The organism is Streptomyces sp. NPDC033180 (assembly GCF_055577645.1).
In genome coordinates this window covers 258,264-275,414 of sequence record NZ_JBVIPU010000004.1, presented here as the reverse complement: position 1 = coordinate 275,414, position 17,151 = coordinate 258,264, and the positions used below count along the sequence as shown (strand labels likewise).

General features: G+C 69.9%; 18 protein-coding genes. 3 read left to right on the top strand and 15 right to left on the bottom strand.

Translation table 11 applies throughout. From position 1 onward, the window contains the following. Positions 1–11: 11 nt before the first annotated feature. The 3 genes from ACZ5WE_RS15195 (at position 12) to ACZ5WE_RS15185 (ending at position 2,753) form a co-directional block, all read left to right on the top strand. Positions 12–854 (top strand): siderophore-interacting protein, encoded by an 843-nt coding sequence (locus ACZ5WE_RS15195; RefSeq protein WP_467686679.1) that lies wholly within the window; start codon positions 12–14, stop codon positions 852–854. 170 nt (positions 855–1,024) lie between these two features. Further along, on the top strand, positions 1,025–1,630 hold the full coding sequence (locus tag ACZ5WE_RS15190; RefSeq protein WP_467686681.1) for a GNAT family N-acetyltransferase: 606 nt from the start codon (positions 1,025–1,027) through the stop codon (positions 1,628–1,630). A 238-nt stretch (positions 1,631–1,868) separates the two neighbouring features. After that, positions 1,869–2,753: an RluA family pseudouridine synthase gene (locus ACZ5WE_RS15185; protein WP_467687110.1), complete on the top strand. Its 885-nt coding sequence runs from the start codon at positions 1,869–1,871 to the stop codon at positions 2,751–2,753. Here ACZ5WE_RS15185 and ACZ5WE_RS15180 read toward each other — a convergent pair. From ACZ5WE_RS15180 to ACZ5WE_RS15110, 15 genes are all read right to left on the bottom strand, one after another. Further along, positions 2,747–4,249: a cytochrome P450 gene (locus ACZ5WE_RS15180; RefSeq protein WP_467686682.1), complete on the bottom strand. Its 1,503-nt coding sequence runs from the start codon at positions 4,247–4,249 to the stop codon at positions 2,747–2,749. The genes ACZ5WE_RS15185 and ACZ5WE_RS15180 overlap by 7 nt on opposite strands. A gap of 75 nt (positions 4,250–4,324) precedes the next feature. After that, the gene (locus tag ACZ5WE_RS15175; RefSeq protein ID WP_467686684.1) at positions 4,325–4,939 is read right to left on the bottom strand and encodes a GTP-binding protein; all 615 of its coding nucleotides are present in this window, start codon (positions 4,937–4,939) and stop codon (positions 4,325–4,327) included. Continuing rightward, positions 4,920–5,309: a DUF742 domain-containing protein gene (locus ACZ5WE_RS15170; protein WP_467686686.1), complete on the bottom strand. Its 390-nt coding sequence runs from the start codon at positions 5,307–5,309 to the stop codon at positions 4,920–4,922. Before ACZ5WE_RS15170 ends, ACZ5WE_RS15175 begins: the two co-directional genes overlap by 20 nt. Further along, positions 5,306–5,713 (bottom strand): roadblock/LC7 domain-containing protein, encoded by a 408-nt coding sequence (locus tag ACZ5WE_RS15165; protein ID WP_249591002.1) that lies wholly within the window; start codon positions 5,711–5,713, stop codon positions 5,306–5,308. The genes ACZ5WE_RS15170 and ACZ5WE_RS15165 overlap by 4 nt, the downstream gene beginning before the upstream one ends. Then, positions 5,710–7,347 (bottom strand): ATP-binding protein, encoded by a 1,638-nt coding sequence (locus tag ACZ5WE_RS15160; protein ID WP_467686688.1) that lies wholly within the window; start codon positions 7,345–7,347, stop codon positions 5,710–5,712. Before ACZ5WE_RS15160 ends, ACZ5WE_RS15165 begins: the two co-directional genes overlap by 4 nt. Before the next feature lie 393 nt (positions 7,348–7,740). Then, positions 7,741–10,551 carry a DEAD/DEAH box helicase gene (locus tag ACZ5WE_RS15155; RefSeq protein ID WP_467686689.1) on the bottom strand — a complete coding sequence of 937 codons (2,811 nt, stop codon included), beginning with the start codon at positions 10,549–10,551 and terminating at the stop codon, positions 7,741–7,743. Between the two features lie 52 nt (positions 10,552–10,603). Further along, a complete protein-coding gene (locus ACZ5WE_RS15150; RefSeq protein ID WP_467686691.1) occupies positions 10,604–11,512 on the bottom strand; it encodes a diacylglycerol kinase in 909 nt (302 codons plus the stop codon). 43 nt (positions 11,513–11,555) lie between these two features. After that, positions 11,556–12,518, bottom strand: a complete 963-nt coding sequence (tatC, locus tag ACZ5WE_RS15145) for a twin-arginine translocase subunit TatC (RefSeq protein ID WP_467686693.1) — start codon at positions 12,516–12,518, stop codon at positions 11,556–11,558. A 47-nt stretch (positions 12,519–12,565) separates the two neighbouring features. Continuing rightward, positions 12,566–12,859 (bottom strand): Sec-independent protein translocase subunit TatA, encoded by a 294-nt coding sequence (gene tatA, locus ACZ5WE_RS15140; RefSeq protein WP_160503964.1) that lies wholly within the window; start codon positions 12,857–12,859, stop codon positions 12,566–12,568. 249 nt (positions 12,860–13,108) lie between these two features. Then, a complete protein-coding gene (locus ACZ5WE_RS15135; protein WP_467686695.1) occupies positions 13,109–13,306 on the bottom strand; it encodes a hypothetical protein in 198 nt (65 codons plus the stop codon). 9 nt (positions 13,307–13,315) lie between these two features. Then, complete coding sequence (locus ACZ5WE_RS15130; protein ID WP_160510146.1) at positions 13,316–13,567, bottom strand: hypothetical protein; 252 nt, start codon at positions 13,565–13,567, stop codon at positions 13,316–13,318. Positions 13,568–13,578: 11 nt separating this feature from the next. Then, entirely contained in the window at positions 13,579–14,589 is a 1,011-nt protein-coding gene (locus ACZ5WE_RS15125) for a helix-turn-helix transcriptional regulator (protein ID WP_467686697.1), read from the bottom strand. Between the two features lie 15 nt (positions 14,590–14,604). Beyond that, positions 14,605–15,558: a helix-turn-helix transcriptional regulator gene (locus tag ACZ5WE_RS15120; protein ID WP_467686699.1), complete on the bottom strand. Its 954-nt coding sequence runs from the start codon at positions 15,556–15,558 to the stop codon at positions 14,605–14,607. A 157-nt stretch (positions 15,559–15,715) separates the two neighbouring features. Next, on the bottom strand, positions 15,716–16,090 hold the full coding sequence (locus ACZ5WE_RS15115) for an FKBP-type peptidyl-prolyl cis-trans isomerase (RefSeq protein WP_467686701.1): 375 nt from the start codon (positions 16,088–16,090) through the stop codon (positions 15,716–15,718). A 42-nt stretch (positions 16,091–16,132) separates the two neighbouring features. Further along, positions 16,133–17,134, bottom strand: coding sequence for an FKBP-type peptidyl-prolyl cis-trans isomerase (locus ACZ5WE_RS15110; RefSeq protein WP_467687112.1), 1,002 nt, complete (start codon positions 17,132–17,134; stop codon positions 16,133–16,135). Positions 17,135–17,151: the final 17 nt, after the last annotated feature.

The following is a 17,151-nucleotide window of genomic DNA, read 5'->3' as shown; positions in this document are numbered from 1 at the left end:
AGGCCGCCGCCATGGCAGAACGTCCGGCACGCAAGGCACCGAAGACCCACGTCGCCCACGTGGTGCGCACCGAGCGCCTCACTCCGCACATGCAGCGCGTGGTCCTGGGCGGCGAGGGCCTCGCCCAGTTCACGGCGGGCGACTCCACCGATCTCTACGTGAAGCTGCTCTTCGGCGCGGAGGGCGTGACCTATCCCGAGCCGTTCGACATCCAGCGGATCCGCGAGGAGTTCCCCCGCGACCAGTGGCCCGTGACGCGGACGTACACCGTGCGCTCCTGGGACCCGCAGAGCCTGGAGCTCACCGTCGACTTCGTCATCCACGGCGACGAGGGCCTGGCGGGCCCGTGGGCCCAGCGCGTCCAGCCGGGCGCCACGGTCCGCTTCCTCGGCCCGGGCGGAGGGTACGCCCCGGACGCCGAGGCCGACTGGCATCTGCTGGCCGGCGACGAGAGCGCGCTGCCCGCGATCGCCGCGGCCCTTGAGGCCCTGCCCGACGGCGCCAAGGCGTACGCCTTCGTGGAGGTCGCCGACGCGGACGAGGAGCAGAAGATCAGCTCCGTCGCGGAGATCACCTGGCTGCACCGCGGACAGCGCCCCGTGGGCCAGGCCCTCGTCGAGGCCGTACGCTCCCTGGACTTCCCGGCAGGCGACGTCCAGGCCTTCGTGCACGGCGAGGCCGGTTTCGTGAAGGAGCTGCGCCGCTACCTCCGCATGGAGCGCGAAGTGCCGCGCGAGCGCCTCTCGATCTCCGGTTACTGGCGCCTTGGCCACAACGAGGACGGCTGGCAGGCGTCCAAGCGGGACTGGAACGCGCAGGTGGAGGCGGAGCAGGAAGCGTTGCACTCGGCTTGAGCGGAACGGGGCGGCCCAGGGGGTGAGCCTGGACGCCCCCGGCGCGGGACCATTTTCGTCCGCCGGCCGGTGGGGGCCGGTCGCGCAGTTCCCCGCGCCCCTTACGGGGCCCGCCAGCGCGCCCGGATAAATCAATGCCCCTCAACGTCCGCCCCTGGCAGCATGCCCCCATGCCCTTCAAGATCTCGGACGTCGTCGCCGCGGGCGCTCTCGCCCACCAGGAGCAGCCCGTCATCCCCGTCCCGGGAGGGCTGATCCTGCGCCCTTGGTCGCCCGATGACGCGCCCGCCGTGTACGAGGCGTTCCAGGACCCGGTGCTCCAGCGCTGGCACCCGCGCGAGGCCGAAACCGTCGACGAGGCCCGGGGCTGGATCGACGGCTGGCGCAAGGCCTGGTCCGATGAGCGCGACGCGCACTGGGCCATCGCCGACGCCACGACGGACGCGGTGGTGGGCCGGATCTCCCTGCGTCTGATCGTGCTCGGCGACGGGCAGGCCGAAGTCGCCTACTGGACCATGCCGGCGGCCCGCGGCCGGGGCGTCGCCTCGCGCGCCCTGACGACGCTTTCCGACTGGGCCTTCGACGAAATAGGCCTGCACCGCCTCGAACTCACCCACGCCACCGCCAACGAAGCCTCCTGCCGCGTCGCGCTCAAGACCGGCTTCGCGGCAGAGGGCACCAAGCGCAGCGCGGTACTGCACGCGGACGGCTGGCACGACATGCATCTGCACGCCCGGATCCAAGACGACCGAACGGACCCGCCGACAAGCCCCTGACCTGGACCACACGACCAGGCGCCACCGCCACCGAAGCCTCCCGCCGCGTCGCGCTCAAGACCGGCTTCGCGACGGAAGGCAGCTAACGCAGCGCGGTACTACACGTCGCCCGCCGACAAGCCCCTGACCTGTGCCACACGGCAGGGCGCCACCGCCAGGCCCCGTACTCTTGCCGGTTGTGACCCGTAAGCCCCGCATCCCGCCCTCTCCCCTGCCCCAGCGGCAGGGCATCGACCCCATGCGGGTCAAGCTGCCCGCCGACGGAGCGTGGGCGACCGTACGGGATCACCTCGTCGAGCGGCTCAGGGCCGGGCCCGAAGTGATCGACGGGATGCTGCGGGAGGGGCTGATCGTCGGTGTGGACGGGCTCCCCGTGGCGCCGGACGCCCCTTATGTGCCGGGCACCTTCGTGTGGTTCCACCGGGATCTGCCGGACGAGGTTCCGGTCCCGTACAGCATCGACGTGGTGTACCGCGACGAGCACATCGTCGTCGCCGACAAGCCCCACTTCCTGGCGACCATGCCGCGCGGCAGCCATGTCACCGAGACCGCGCTCGCCCGGCTCCGCAGGGAACTCGACATCCCTTCGCTCGGCGCCGCGCACCGCCTCGACCGGCTCACCGCGGGGCTGATCCTCTTCACGGTGCGGCCGGAGGAACGCGGCGCGTACCAGACGCTGTTCGGCGCACGGCGGGTGCGCAAGGAGTACGAGGCCGTGGCCGCCCACGATCCCGGACTCGAACTCCCCCGCACCGTGCGCAGCCACATCGTCAAGGAGCGCGGCATCATCGCCGCGTACGAGGTCCCCGGCGCCGAGCCCAACAGCGAGAGCCGCGTCGAACTCGTGGAGCGCAAAGGTGGGTTGGCGCGCTACCGGCTCACCCCGCAGACCGGCCGCACCCACCAGCTGCGTGTGCACATGAACGCCCTGGGTCTGCCGATCCTCGGCGATCCGGTCTATCCGCTGGTGACGGGCCCGGTGCCGCCGGACGACTTCCGGCGACCCCTGCAACTCCTCTCCCGTGTCCTGGAGTTCACGGACCCCGTCACGGGGGCCGACCATCGCTTCGTCAGTACACGCGAGTTGGCGGCATGGACCTCGTACGCCGACTGGGATCAGTAGCCCCGCCACCACGTGACGAGCCTGCGCCACGCCCCCTGCCGCGGTACGGACGCCGCCGCCGGTACGGACTCCGGCGCGGGCGGCGGCTCAGCGGGCTGCGGCGCCGGGGTCCTGGGCGCCGCAGGGGCCGGGTACGCGGGCCGCGGCGCCGGGGACGACACATGCCAGTCGTTGCGCGCGCCCGGCACCCGCGCCATGGGCCGCGCCATCACGTCCTGCGGAGGCCGCGGCGCGAACTGCACCGGAAGCGCCACCAGGTGCCGGGAGAGGATCGACGAGTTCCACCTCAACTCGTGCTCCTCGACATCGAGTTCCACGTCCGGGAAGCGCATGAGCAGCGCGTCCACGCCCGTGTCGGCGATGGCACGGCCGAGGTCCTGCCCCGGGCACTCGTGCGGACCGCCGCTGAACGCCAGATGGGAGCGGTTGCCCTGCATGCTGGCGGCCAGATCGGGCCGTACGACGGGATCCACGTTGCCCGGCGCGATACCGAGGATCAGACCGTCGCCTGCCTTGATCTCCTGGCCGCCGAGCTGGGTGTCCTGCTTGGCGAAGTAGCCGATCATGGCGCTGAACGGCGGCTCGTCCCACAGGGACTGCTCGACCGCCTCCGGCACCGTCATCTGGCCGCCGCTGAGCTGGGCGCGGAAGCGCGGGTCGGTGAGGACCATGCGCAGGGCGTTGGCGATGAGGTTGGCGGTGGCCTCGTACGAGGCGATGAGCACGAGCCGCAGGTGCGCTGCGACCTCGTCGTCGGTGAGCTGCGCGGGCTGCGCGATGAGGTTGCTGGTGAAGTCCTCCTCGGCCTGCGCCCTGCGCCGCGCCACCAGGCGCATCAGGGCTTCCATGATGTACGCGTTGCTGGCGATGGCGGTCTCGGTGCCGCGGATCATGTCGCGGGCGGCCTGCACCATCCGCTCGTTGTACTCCTCGGGCATGCCGATGACATGGCACATCACCATCATCGGCAGATGCTCGGCGAATCCGCTCACGAGGTCGGCCCGGCCGTCCTGGCAGATGTCGTTCAGCAGGAGGTTGCTGTAGCGGTTGATGTAGCGGCGGATGCCCCGGTGGTCGAGGCCCGCCATGGCGCCGGTGACCGCGCCGCGCAGCCGCTGGTGCTCGTCGCCCTCCACGAAGCTGGCCATGGGCTGCCAGGTGACGACGGGGGCGAGCGGGTTGTCGGCGGCCATGGAGCCGTCCTGGACGGCCCGCCACTGGCGCGAGTCGCGGGTGTACTGCGAGGGGGTGCGGACCATGTGGAGGTTCTCGCTGTGTCCGAGGACCGCCCAGATGGGTACGTCGTTGTGCAGCAGGGCCGGGGCCACCGCGCCGTGTTCGGCGCGCAGCTTCTCGTACAGGCCCGCGAGGTCGGTCTCCGCCTCGGGCCCGTAGAGACGGCGCAGGCCGCCGGGGCCGAGCCCGTGCGCGGGGCAGCCGGGCGGCGGCATGGCCGGGTCGCCCGTGCCGGGGTGGGAGTGGGAAGGAGTCGTCACGTTCGTCGCTCCGGGGTCGCGGAAAGGGTTCCGGGGTTGCGGAAGAGGTTCCGGGGTTGCGGATGAGATGAGGTGTCAGACGGGGGACACGGTCAGGGTGTGCAGGTACCGCATGAGGGTCAGCAGGGTGTCCCGGCTGGAGGCACGCTGCCGGGCGTCGCACTTCAGCATCGGCACCTGCTCGTCCAGGTCGAGGGCGCGGCGCAGCGTCTCCATCGAGTGATGGGGCGCGTCGGGGAAGTCGTTGACGGCGACGACGAAGGGCACGCCGCGCTCCTCCAGGCGGCCGATCACGTCGAAGCTGACTTCGAGGCGCCGGGTGTCGAGGAGGACGACCGCGCCGAGCGCTCCTTCGAAGAGGCCGTTCCACAGGAACCAGAAGCGCTCCTGGCCGGGGGTGCCGAACAGATAGAGCACCAGCTCTTCGGAGATGCTGATCCGGCCGAAGTCCATGGCCACGGTGGTGGCCGTCTTGGTCTCGGAGCCGTAGTTGTCGTCGACACCGATGCCGGCCTGGGTCATGGTCTCTTCGGTGGTCAGCGGACGGATCTCGCTGACCGAGCCGACCATCGTCGTCTTGCCGACCCCGAACCCGCCCACGATCACGACCTTCACGGCGGCCGAGGCCGTGTGCGGCAGGACGTCTTCGCTGCTGGGCCCGGTGATCGTGTCAGAGCTTTTGAAGTCCATGCATCACCGCTTCGAGAAGGGAACGATCGGGGAGCGTGGAGCGGACGATCGGCGCCCGCGCCTGTACCAGGTCGGCCCCGAGCATCTTCGTCAGCAGCACGGTCACCACACTGAACGGCAGCGCGAGATAGGCGGAGAGCTCGGCGACCGACAGCGGCGTCCCGCACAGCCGCAGGACGGCGGAGTGCTCCGGCTCGGCCATCGGCGGTGCCTCGCCGTGCGCGACGATCAGCGTGACGAGGTCGAGCGGCGCCCGCTCGGTGTCCTCGCCGGTCAGGATGTAGAGCCGCTCGGGGTTCTCCGGACTGCGCCGTTCCCGTTGGGGAGGGTCGTCTCGGTGGGAGGGGTGCTCGCCTTGCGGAGGATTCATACGGCCTGCCCGTCTCGCCGGGGCGGGCTCGTCAGATGGGCGCCGATCCGGACGACCAGGTCCCGCATGCGGTTGCCGATGAGGCCCGCGTCGACGGTCTCGTCGGCGAGCACGGCGAGGTACGCCCCGGCTCCGGCGGCCATCAGATAGAAGTAGCCGCCGTCGACCTCGATGATGACCATGCGCATCCCGCCGTCGCTGTGCGGGATCTCGGTGGCCACCGCGGCGGCCAGGGACTGGAGTCCCGCGCAGGCGGCGGCGATCCGGTCGGCGGCGTCGGGGTCGCCGCCGTAGCGCGCGATGCGCAGGCCGTCGGCGGAGAGCACCACGATCTGCCGGGTCTGCGGCACGCCGTCGGCGAGCTCCTTGAGCATCCAGTCGAAATTGGCCCGTTGCTGGATCACTTCCAGCCCCCCTCGTCGGCGTTGTCGGCACTGTCGGCGGTGCCGTGGTCGTTCTCGCTGTGGCCCTTGGGGTACAACGGGTCATCGGCTGCGGACTCGTCGCCGTTGACGCCCTTCATGAAGGCCTCGATCCACAGGCCGGGCTCCTTCTCCTCCTTCTTCGCCTGTTCCGGTACGACCGGTGCGGCCGCCTGCGGGGAGTACTGGGCGCGCTGCGCCGCGTACCGCTCGTCCGCGGCTTCCTGGGCCAGACGCTCGTGCAGCGGGGTGCGGACCCTGCTGCGGCGCTGCGGCAGGCCGTTCGCCGTCCACTCGGTGACCTCGGGGATGTCGTCCTCCATGGCCGCGCCGAGCGACTTGGAGAGCGGGGGTCCTGCCGTCATCACGCGGGGCTTCTTGCGCCGGATGCCCACGGCCTCCTCGATGGGCACGCCGTCGGCGTTCACCCGGGGCACCGCGGAAGCGCCGATGCCGTGTGCGAGGCCGGGGGCGGGCCCGGTGGTGATCATCTCGCGCGGGACGATGAGCACCGCGCGGACGCCGCCGTAGGCGGACTGGCGCAGCGAGACCTGGAGGTTGTACATCTGCGAGAGCCGCCCCACGACGGCCATGCCGAGGCGCGGGCTCTCGCCGAGGTCGTTCAGGTCGAAGCCGGCCTGGGCCTGCGCGAGCATGCGCTCGGCCCGGGCCCGCGCCTCCTCGCTGAGGCTGACGCCGCCGTCCTCGATCTCGACGGCGATGCCGGTCTGCACCTCGACGGCGGTGACGTGCACGCGGGTCTGCGGCGGCGAGTAGCGCGTGGCGTTGTCGAGCAGCTCGGCGCAGGCGTGGATGAGTGGCTCCACGGACGTGCCGCGGATGGCGACCTTGGCGATCGAGTGCAGGTCGACGCGCTGGTACTCCAGGATCCGGGACATGGCGCCGCGCAGCACGCTGAACAGCGGTACGGGCTTGGGCCATTGGCGTCCCGGACGGGCGCCGCCGAGCACGGTGATCGAGTCGGCGAGGCGGCCGATCAGCGCGGTGCCGTGGTCGATGCGCAGCAGGTCGTCGAAGACCTCGGGGTTGCGGCCGTGGAACTCCTCCATCTCGCGCAGTTCCGCGGACTGCTGGTGGACGATGGCCTGGACGCGCCGGGCGATGTTGACGAAGGCGCGCTGCGAGGACTCGCGCATCGCCTCTCCGGCGTCCAGGGTCTCCAGGACGTGCCGGAGCATCTGCCGCTGGGACTGCGGGAGTTCGGAGAAGGACTCGTCGGCGTCGACGAGGTTGCGGATGACTTCCGACGGCGCTTCGCCCTGCCGGAGCCGGAAGACGGCATCGGGGATGATCTCCCTGCCCAGGCGGACGGTCTCGTCGTCATGGGACGCGATGCGCCGCTCAAGGAAAGCGAGCCGCTGCGCGTACTGGGTGTGCAACTCCCGGATGGACCGGCCACGGCGCACGGCTTCGACGCCGACCGCGACCACCACGAGGGTCGCGATCGCGCCGCACCAGCCCACCGCGATGCGGGCGGGTTCCGTTACCGCGGCGACGGCGGCTCCGGTGGCCGCGGCCATCAGCATGGCGGGCAGCAACAGCACGCGTGCGTAAGGGACTTCTCGGCCACCGGGAGGCGATTGAACACTCACCATGTATGCCCTCTGAACACTTGTCTTGGGGGAGGAATGGGGGGTGGTGCTGGGAAATGTGGGGAGATTACGGGGAGTTGGAAGCGGTAGACGTATGGGAACAATCGAAAGATCTGGGAACAAGCGCGCGAATCTATCGCAACTCGTTTCAACTCGCCGCGCTCCGGGCGAGCTTAGTCCGCCGGAATCATCGCCGAGTCATATTCAGCAACCCCCTGCAGCGCGCTCACCGACGGGCATACACTCGGCTCCATTTGCACGCGTGGCGATCAATCGAACACGCGGAGTGATGACGTCGAACAGGCGGACCTGGATACGAAAAGGGGCGGGCCCGGGGAGGAAATCCCCGGGCCCGCCCGGCCGAAGTCAGTCGGCGTCGGCCTGTGTCAGTCGGCCTCAGCCGACAGAGCTGTACGCCACCACACCCCGCAACAGCTGATCCACGGCCTTCCGGGCGTTCTTCGCCACGGTCGAACCCTCGCGGGGAGCGGCCGCTGAGATCTGCCCGAGGACGTCGATCACCTGCTTGCACCACCGCACGAAGTCCCCGGCAGGCATCTCGATCTCCCGGAGGACCTCGTCGAGCCCCTTGTCGGACGCCCACATGTACGCCGCCCAGGCGAACCCGAGGTCCGGCTCCCGCTGCCCGACCCCCTCCGCCTGGTTGATCTTGAACTCTTCCTCGATGGCATCGAGCCGCCCCCAGATCCGCACCATCTCGCCGAGACAGGCCTTCACCTTCCCGGAGGGCAGCTTGGGGGCGAGCGCGTCGTCCGCCATCCGGGCCTCGAACACCAACGCCGATACGCATGCTGCGAGTTCGGCCGGGCTGAGCCCCTCCCACACGCCTTCCCGCAGGCATTCGCTCGCCAGGAGATCCAGCTCTCCATAGAGCCGGGCGAGCCGCTTGCCGTGCTCGGTGACCTCGTCACCCCGGAGGTAGTCCATCTCGGTCAGCAGCGCCACGATCCGGTCGAAGGTCCGCGCGATCGTGTTCGTGCGTCCCTCGATGCGCCGCTCCAGCTGCACGGTGTCCCGCTGCAGGCGGTAGTAGCGCTCGGCCCACCGCGCATGGTCCTCACGCTCGTCGCAGCCATGGCAGGGGTGCGCCCGCAGTTCCGTACGGAGCCGGGCGATCTCGCGGTCGTCGGCGGCGGCAGCGCGCCCCTTGCGGTGCCGCTCCGGCACGATGTGCCCGGCCTTCGTGCGCAGGGCGGACGCCAGGTCCCGGCGCGACTGCGGCGAGCGCGCGTTGAACGACTTCGGGATGCGCATCCGCTCCAGGGCCTCGACCGGCACCGGGAAGTCCATCGCCGCGAGCCGCTTGACCTGCCGCTCGGCGGTGAGCACCAGGGGCCTGGGACCGTCCTGGTGCTCGAAGCCGCGGTGGCCGTTGACCCGCCCCGCCGGAATCCCCGGATCCAGGACGAGCGCCAGGCCCGCGTACTTCCCGGTCGGCACGTGGATGACGTCACCGGGCTTGAGCTTCTCCAGGGCGGCGGCTGCCGCCGCCCTGCGCTGGTTGGCGCCCTGCTTGGCGAGCTCGGTCTCCCGGTCCTTCAGCTCGCGGCGCAGGCGCGCGTACTCGTCGAAGTCGCCCAGGTGGCAGGTCATCGAGGCTTTGTAGCCTTCGAGGCCTTCCTCGTTCTTCTGGACCTGCCGCGAGATCCCGACGACCGACTTGTCGGCCTGGAACTGTGCGAACGACGTCTCCAGAAGCTCGCGCGAACGGTGCCGCCCGAACTGCTCGACCAGGTTCACCGCCATGTTGTACGACGGCTTGAAGCTGGACCGCAGCGGGTACGTGCGCGTACCGGCGAGACCCGCGAGGTGCTCCGGGCTCATGGCGCGCTGCCACAGGACCACCGCATGGCCCTCGACATCGATGCCACGCCGGCCTGCGCGGCCGGTCAACTGCGTGTACTCACCGGGGGTGATGTCGGCGTGCTGCTCGCCGTTCCACTTGACGAGCTTCTCCAACACCACACTGCGTGCGGGCATGTTGATGCCGAGGGCGAGGGTCTCGGTGGCGAAGACGGCGCGCACGAGCCCGCGGACGAAGAGCTCCTCGACGACTTCCTTGAAGGTCGGCAGCATGCCGGCGTGGTGCGCGGCGATGCCGCGCTCCAGGCCTTCCAGCCATTCGTAGTAGCCAAGGACGTGCAGGTCCTCGTCCGGGATGGAGGCCGTGCGCTCCTCGACGATCTCGCGGACCTGGGCCCGCGCGTCCTCGTTGTTCAGCCTCAGCCCCGCGTACAGACACTGCTGCACCGCGGCTTCGCAGGCCGCGCGGCTGAAGATGAAGGTGATCGCGGGCAGGAGACCTTCGGAGTCGAGCCGGTCGATGACCTCGGGCCTGCCCGGCGTCCAGATCCGCGAGCGCTGTCGGCGCTCGCGCTCGCGGTCGGCCTCGCGGACCATCTTGCCCTTGCGGCGGTCACGCGGATTGTACGAACGACTGGCCTCCATCCGCGCCATGCGCGTGAGGTCGGGGTTGACGGTCTTGCGACGGCCCTCGCCCTCCTCGAAGAGGTCGTACATCCGGCGCCCGGCGAGGACGTGCTGGAACAGCGGCACGGGCCGGTGCTCCGAGACGATCACCTGGGTGTCACCGCGCACGGTGTCCAGCCAGTCGCCGAACTCCTCGGCGTTCGAGACGGTCGCCGACAGGGAGACCAGCGTCACCGACTCCTGGAGGTGGATGATCACCTCCTCCCAGACGGCGCCACGGAAGCGGTCGGAGAGGTAGTGCACCTCGTCCATCACCACATAGCCGAGGTTCAGCAGCGACTGCGAGCCTGAATACAGCATGTTCCGCAGGACTTCGGTGGTCATCACGACCACCGGAGCATCGGAGTTGACGCTGTTGTCGCCGGTCAGCAGACCGACCTTGTCCGCGCCGTACCTCCTAGAGAGGTCGGCGTACTTCTGGTTGGAGAGCGCCTTGATGGGCGTGGTGTAGAAGCATTTCCTGCCCTGCAGCAGGGCCAGGTGCACGGCGAACTCGCCGACGATCGTCTTGCCCGATCCCGTGGGGGCGGCCACGAGCACGCCCTTGCCCGCCTCGAGCGCCCGACAGGCGTCGATCTGGAAGGGGTCGAGGCCGAATTCGTACATCTCGCGGAAGCCAGCGAGTGCGGTGGCCTGCTCGACAGCGCGCTCGCGCGCCGCCGCATACCGCTCGGCCGGTGAGAGGTCCTCTGTCATCGTGCTTTCGAGACTACCGGCCACCACTGACAACGGACGATCATTATCTGCCTTACGGTTCCTCCGGCCCCGCAGGGCCAAGCACCCGCACGGCCCCCGGCACGCACTCCGCCGTCAGCGGCAGCCCGCCGAGCTGCTCGCCGTCCGCGTACCCGGTGACTCCCGGGGCGGCGAGCTCCACCTTCGAGGCCCGGAACACGGTGACCTTGGGGTGGTCCAGGTGCGTGCCCTTGTAGACCCGCGGGAAGACCTTCAAGAGCGTCGTACGGCTGCAGTCGCCGACGACCGTGACATCGAAGAGGCCATCGCCCATGTCGGCCCGCGCGCAGATCCTCATGCCGCCGCCGTACGAGGAGCCGTTCCCGACGGCGACGAGCGTCGCGTCGATCTCGTGGACCTGTGCGTCGTCAAGGGTGAGCCGGAACGGGATGGGCCGGAAGGCCGCGAGCTCCACGGCCATCGCCAGGTCGTACTTGAAGCGTCCGGTGGGCCAGCGCATCCGGTTGCCCCGGTCGTTGACCCGCGAGTCGAAGCCGGAGGCGAGCACCGTGCCGAACCACGTCTTGCCCACCCGCCCGAGGTCGACATCGCGTGTGCGGCCCGCGTCGAGTGCTTCGGCGATCACCGCCCCCGCGGCGGCCGGATCACGCACCGGCAGTCCGAGGGCTCGCGCGAAGTCGTTGCCGGTGCCCACGGCGATCACCCCCAGGGGCGTCGAGGTCCGCGCGACGGCCTGCAGCGCGAGGCTCGCCATGCCGTCACCGCCGACGGCTATCAGCGCGCGCGTACCGGCATCGACGGCATCACGTGCCCGGCGCAGCGCGTCGGCGGAGTCCTCGCCGATGACCGTGCGCACGGAGTAGCCCGCGGCCCGCAACGCGGAAGCGGCCGGCTGCGCCGCGTGGGCGCCCCGGCCGCGGCCCGCGGTGGGATTGACGAAGAGCGTGATGTCGCTGGTCACTGGGGGTCCCCCCGGACGGAGTTTGGGGGAGGACTTTACAAGATCACGTCACGTCGTCGAAACCGTTTACCCGGTCTCGGTTCGCTCCGTCGCCGCTCGCCTGCTCGGGCAGCGCCCTGTTGGCGGACACGGGCTCGATCTCGCCGACGTCCTCGGGCGTGAGGTCCAGGTCGGACGCCTCGTCGTCATCGGGCTTCGCCGCTTCGATCCTGGCCTTGCGCCGGTCGTTCATGAGCGAGAACGCGGTGGCCGCGAAGTAGAGCACCCAGATCGGTCCGGCGAGGGCCATCATGGTCAGCGGGTCCGTGCTGGGCGTGGCCACGGCCGCGAAGACCGTGATGCCCATGATCATGCCGCGCCACCAGCCGAGCATGCGCTTGCCGGTGATGACTCCGGTGAGGTTGAGCATCACCAGGAGCAACGGCAGCTCGAAGGAGAGGCCGAAGACGACCACCATGCGGGTGACCAGGTCGATCAACTCGTCGAGCGGCAGCTGGTTGTCGACGCCGCCGGGTGAGAACTCCAGCAGCACGCGGGCCATCGTCGGCAGCGTCTTGTACGCGAAGAACGCGCCGCCCATGAACAGCGGGAAGCCCGCGCCCACGAACGCGTACGCGTACTTCTTCTCGCTCCTGTGCAGACCGGGCGCGATGAAGGCCCACAGCTGGTAGAGCCAGATCGGCGACGCGAGCACCACACCGGCCATCAGTGAGATCTTCAGGGCGAGCGTGAACGGCGTGATCAGACCGTTCAGCACGATGCGCGCGCAGGTCTCCTCGCCGCCCTTGTTCGCCAGCTCGGCGAAGCTCGACTCGCACCCTACGGAGCTCAGGATCGGGTTCGTGAAGAACTCGATGATGTCCTTGTAGAAGAAGGCAGCGACGATCGCGACGACGATGATGGCCAGCACGGCCTTCGCGAGCCGGTTGCGCAGCTCGCGCAGGTGCTCCGCAAGCGGCATCCGCCCCTCGGGATCCTGTTCCTTCTTGCGGGCAGACTTGAGCAACCCACGTCCTCATCTCGTGCGGCAGGCCGGCCGTCGCCGGCCTTGGATCAGCGCTGTGTGGTGCTGTCGGTGGGCTCGGTGACCGGGCGGGAGCTGGACACGTCGCCGGGCGCGGCCTGGATGGTGCGCGGCTGAGCGGCGGACGGGTCGCCGGGCGGGTCGGCCGGGGCGGCTTCGTCCTTCTTGCCGTCCGACTTCATCGCCTTGGCCTCGCTCTTGAGGATGCGCGCGGACTTGCCGAGCGATCGGGCCATGTCGGGAAGCTTCTTCGCGCCGAACAGCAGAATGACCACGACGAGAATGAGAATGATCTCGGGGGCGCCGATCTTTCCGGAAAACATACGTCTTTACCTTCTCACCGAGGCGGCAGGGGCGGGGCTGCCGGACAGGTCGGACTTGCTGTCCGGCCACCGTGCTGACAGCGATCGTAACGCTCAGGGGTGAACGCAGGGCAATCCCTGTGCGTACCCCCAGTTGCGGCCCGCGCCTCGCACTCCGGGCTACGTCAGCAGCGTACCTGCCGGACAAGGGAAGTTGACAGGCCGCGGTGTCGATGCGCGTCTCAGGGGCATCGACCGGACACACCGGATCTACCGGACATCCCGGCTCGCGTGGGCCACGCCCGTCGCCGCCGCCTCGAGATCCTCCGCCGCGCGGTTGATCCGCTGCGTGGTCCGCGTCACTTGAGCACTGAGGCGTTGCGCCTCGATGAAGACCCGAATCGCCAGTACGCCGAGCACGGCGAGGCCACAGAACCCCGCGGCAATCGCCAGCATCGCCCAGAACATGCGCCGAGCCTAGACGGTCGAGTGCAGACGCAGTGTCCGCACCCCGCCGCCGGTGAGCAGTTCGACGATGCGCTCGCCCGCGGGTTTGCGCACGGCGTTGCCGCACTCGGGGCAGGTGAACGAGTAGAAGGTGGTGCGGGCCGAGGCGCCGATGGCCAACCGCAGGGCACCGGCGGAGAGTTCGAAGCGGGCGCGGCAGTCGGGGCAGGCGGCTTTGAAGAGCACCGGGGCGATTCTCGACATTCCGGGAATCTCGGACATGAGGCTGGTGTTCAACGCCCTTGCTCCTGCCTGTCGTACGACCCGTCAGGGTGCGGGTCCGCCCCGTCCGGGTGCCGGTCGTAGGCCGCGAGGGCCTCGCGCGCCGCCTGCCGCGCACTGTCCGCGAGCTCCACCGGGGAGACGATGTGCCCGTCCCCGCCGAGCCGCAGCGCGAGCCTGCGCAGCGAGGTGGGTTCCGGGGTGCGCAGCGTGATCCGCAGGCCGCCGTCGGGCAGTTCCTCGGCGCTGTCGTGGGGGTAGTACTCGGCGACCCAGCGACCACCGGGACCGACCTCGATGACTACCTCGGGGTCCTCGGCGGCGGGCTGCACGAGCCCCTCGGAGAGATCACGCAGCTCGACCTCGGGCGGCGCGGACGGCTCGTCCAGGATTCTGATCTCGGCCACCCGGTCGAGGCGGAAGGTGCGGCGTGCCTCGGAGAGGTAGCACCACGCCTCCATGTAGGTGTGCCCGACGGCGAAGAGCCGGATCGGGTCGACCTCGCGCTCGGTGAGCTCGTCGCGCGCCGGTGAGTAGTAGCGCAGCCAGAGCCGGCGCCGCTCGGAGATGGCCCGGTCGACGTCGGCGAAGACACCGCCCTCGGACTCGAAGGTCACCGAGAGCCGCGCGCTGGCGCCCGCGTTCTCGCCGGCCGCCGTCTCCAGCTTCGCGGTGGCGCGCACCAGCGCCTGCCGGTCGCTCTCGCGCAGCCCCGGAAGCGTGGAGACCGCGCGGGCGGCCACCAGGAGCGCGGTGGCCTCGTCGGCGGCGAGCCGCAGGGGGGCCGCCACGTCATCCGGGTTGTGCCACCAGATGCGGTCGCCGTCGGTGTCGATGTCCAGGAGGTCGCCGCCGCGGAAACTGGTCCCGCACAGCGGCAGCACGTCCAGGTCGGAGATCAGCTCGTCCTCGGTGATCCCGAAGGCACGGGCGACGTCCTGTACGTGGGCGCCGGGGCGCTCGCGCAGATAGGTCACCAGGGAGAGCATCCGCCGGGTCTGGTCGATGGCGTTCGAGGCCATGGTCTGTACGTCCCCTCAGCCCTTGGCCACGGCGCGCAGCCGGTCCACTACGTCGGCCCGCAGCTCGGCGGGCCCAAGGACCACCACGTCGGGCCCGAACTCCACCAGCCAGGCATCGAGCCCGTGCCCGTACGGAATCTCCAACTCGTCCCACCCCTCGCCCAGTTCACGTATATGGGCGGCCTTGGCGCGCAGCGGATAGCCCGCGCCCGTACGCAGCCGGATCAGGGCGGAGCGGTCGGCGCTCTCCCCCGCCCAGCTCGCGACGGTCTCGCGCACCGTGACCACATCGGGGATGTCGGCGGTGAACTTGCCGGCGCGGGCACGGACCTTCCCGGTGATGCGGGAGAGCCTGAAGACGCGCTCGGCGCCGCGGTCACGGTCCCAGCCCGCGAGGTACCAGTGGCCGCGCCAGCATTCGAGCGCCCACGGCTCGACGTGGCGCTGCTCGGGGCGGGCCGCGGTGGCCTTGCGGTAGTCGAAGACGACGGGGCGGCGGTCGCGGCAGGCGAGCATCAGCGGCTCGAAGGACGCCTCGTGCACGGGGATGCGCGGTTCGAGCGCGCTGTGCGTCCCGTACGGGTCGACGTCCTCGGGGAGTCCGGCGGCGCGCAGCTTCTGCAGGGCGCCGCTGGCGGCTCCGGCGAGCCGTGCCTGCTGCCAGACCTTGGCCGCGAGGCCGAGTGCGGCGGCTTCCTCGGCGTCGATGGTGATGGGCGGCAGACGGTTGCTGTCGCGGCGCGCGAGATAGCCCACCTCGCCGTCGAGGTTCTCCACCGTCTCGATGACCAGGCCGAGTTCGCGCAGATCGTCCTTGTCGCGCTCGAACATCCGGTTGAAGGAGTCGTCGGACCCCGCCTCCAGATAGGCCTCGATGGACTCGCGCAGCTCGCGCTTGCTGAGCGGCCGCCGTGTCCCGAGCAGACACAGCGCAAGGTTCATCAGCCGCTCGGCCTTGGCAATGGCCATCGACGCCCTTTCTCAACAGTGCTTCCGACCGCCGACCGTACCGCCCCGGGGTGTCGTGGGAAAAGCCGAGGCCCATGCCGGAACCGGCATGGGCCTCGACGGACAGGTCTGATCAGACCTGTCCTCAGTCGTCGCTCGGTCGTCGCTCGGTCGTCTCTCAGACGGCGACGAGGTCGCAGACGAAGATCAGCGTCTCGCCGGGCGCGATGCGGCCGCCACCGGCGCCGCGCTCGCCGTACGCCAGGTGCGACGGGATGGTCAGCTTGCGGCGGCCGCCGACCTTCATGCCCTGGACGCCCTGGTCCCAGCCGGCGATGACCTGACCGGCACCCAGCTGGAACGCGAGCGGGTTGCCGCGGTTCCAGGAGGCGTCGAACTCCTCACCGCTGGAGAAGGAAACGCCCACGTAGTGGACCTGGACGGTGTCGCCGGCCTTGGCCTGAGGGCCGTCGCCCTCCCAGATGTCCACGATCTCGAGGTCGGTGGGGACCGGACCGTCGGGGAAGTCGATCTCGGGCTTCTCGATGCTCACGTTTAGTGCTCCTGCTTGATACGAATGCCGGCGGGGACAGTCTTACATCTTCGCGAGGATGTCCACGGAGAAGACGAGCGTGGAGTCCTTCTTGATGGTGCTGCCCTGCGGCGGCTGGTCACCGTACCCGAGCTTCGGGGGGATGACGATCAGGACGCGGCTGCCGACCTTCTTGCCGGTCAGGCCCTGCGCCCAGCCCTTGACGACCTGCGCAAGCTGGAACGAGGCGAGCTGGCCGCTCTTGTACGAGGAGTCGAACTCCTTGCCATCGGCCCACAGCACGCCCTTGTACTGGCACAGGAGGCTGTCGGTCTCCTTGACCTCCTCGCCGTCGCCCTCGAGGACGTAGGTCGCGACGAGCTTCTTCGGGGCGTCCTTCTTCGGGACGTCGATGGAGGGCGCCTTGCCGTCCGTGTTCGTGCCGACCTTGGGGAGGTCGATGTTGGACTGCGCGACCTCCTTGCCCTTGGCCGAGCTCTTGTTGCTGAAGGTGCCCACCAGGTCGACGACGAAGACCAGCGTGTCGTCGCCCTTGATGCCCGCCTGCTTGTTGCCCTCGGTGCCGTAACCCATCTTCGGCGGGATCGCGAGCTCCACACGGCTGTCGAGCTTCTTGCCGACCAGGGCCTGGTCCCAGCCGGGGATGACCTGACCGGTGCCGATCGGGAAGACCGTGGGGTTGCCCCGGTCGTACGAGTTGTCGAATACCTTGGCCGTGGCCCAGATCTGGCCGAGGTAGTTGGCCTGGAGGTAGTCGCCCTTCTTGACCTCGGCGCCCTTGCCCTGGATCAGGGTCTTGACCGCGAGGTCGGATGACGGCTTCCCGGAACCCTTGGCGACGGTCGGCTTCTGGCCGAACTTGTTCCCCTTCGTGATCTCGGGCACCGGCCCGTCCACGATCTTCGCCGTCGGCGCGGCCGAGGTCGAGTTGGAAGGCGACGGGCTGTCGCTGGGCTTGGCCTTGTCGGCCTTCTTGTCGTCACCACACCCGGCCAGTGTCAGCAGGCCGGCCGGAACAGCAAGGAGAAGTGAGCGTCGGCGCACGGTGGGGGCCTCGTATC

Coding starts and splice junctions, on each gene's coding strand:
- ACZ5WE_RS15195 (WP_467686679.1), top strand. CDS start 12: ATGGCAGAACGTCCGGCACGCAAGGCACCGAAGACCCACGTCGCCCAC.
- ACZ5WE_RS15190 (WP_467686681.1), top strand. CDS start 1,025: ATGCCCTTCAAGATCTCGGACGTCGTCGCCGCGGGCGCTCTCGCCCAC.
- ACZ5WE_RS15120 (WP_467686699.1), bottom strand. CDS start 15,558: ATGGCCATTGCCAAGGCCGAGCGGCTGATGAACCTTGCGCTGTGTCTG.
- ACZ5WE_RS15185 (WP_467687110.1), top strand. CDS start 1,869: ATGCGGGTCAAGCTGCCCGCCGACGGAGCGTGGGCGACCGTACGGGAT.
- ACZ5WE_RS15155 (WP_467686689.1), bottom strand. CDS start 10,551: ATGACAGAGGACCTCTCACCGGCCGAGCGGTATGCGGCGGCGCGCGAG.
- ACZ5WE_RS15175 (WP_467686684.1), bottom strand. CDS start 4,939: ATGGACTTCAAAAGCTCTGACACGATCACCGGGCCCAGCAGCGAAGAC.
- ACZ5WE_RS15170 (WP_467686686.1), bottom strand. CDS start 5,309: ATGAATCCTCCGCAAGGCGAGCACCCCTCCCACCGAGACGACCCTCCC.
- tatA (WP_160503964.1), bottom strand. CDS start 12,859: ATGTTTTCCGGAAAGATCGGCGCCCCCGAGATCATTCTCATTCTCGTC.
- ACZ5WE_RS15160 (WP_467686688.1), bottom strand. CDS start 7,347: ATGGTGAGTGTTCAATCGCCTCCCGGTGGCCGAGAAGTCCCTTACGCA.
- ACZ5WE_RS15125 (WP_467686697.1), bottom strand. CDS start 14,589: ATGGCCTCGAACGCCATCGACCAGACCCGGCGGATGCTCTCCCTGGTG.
- ACZ5WE_RS15135 (WP_467686695.1), bottom strand. CDS start 13,306: ATGTTCTGGGCGATGCTGGCGATTGCCGCGGGGTTCTGTGGCCTCGCC.
- ACZ5WE_RS15130 (WP_160510146.1), bottom strand. CDS start 13,567: ATGTCCGAGATTCCCGGAATGTCGAGAATCGCCCCGGTGCTCTTCAAA.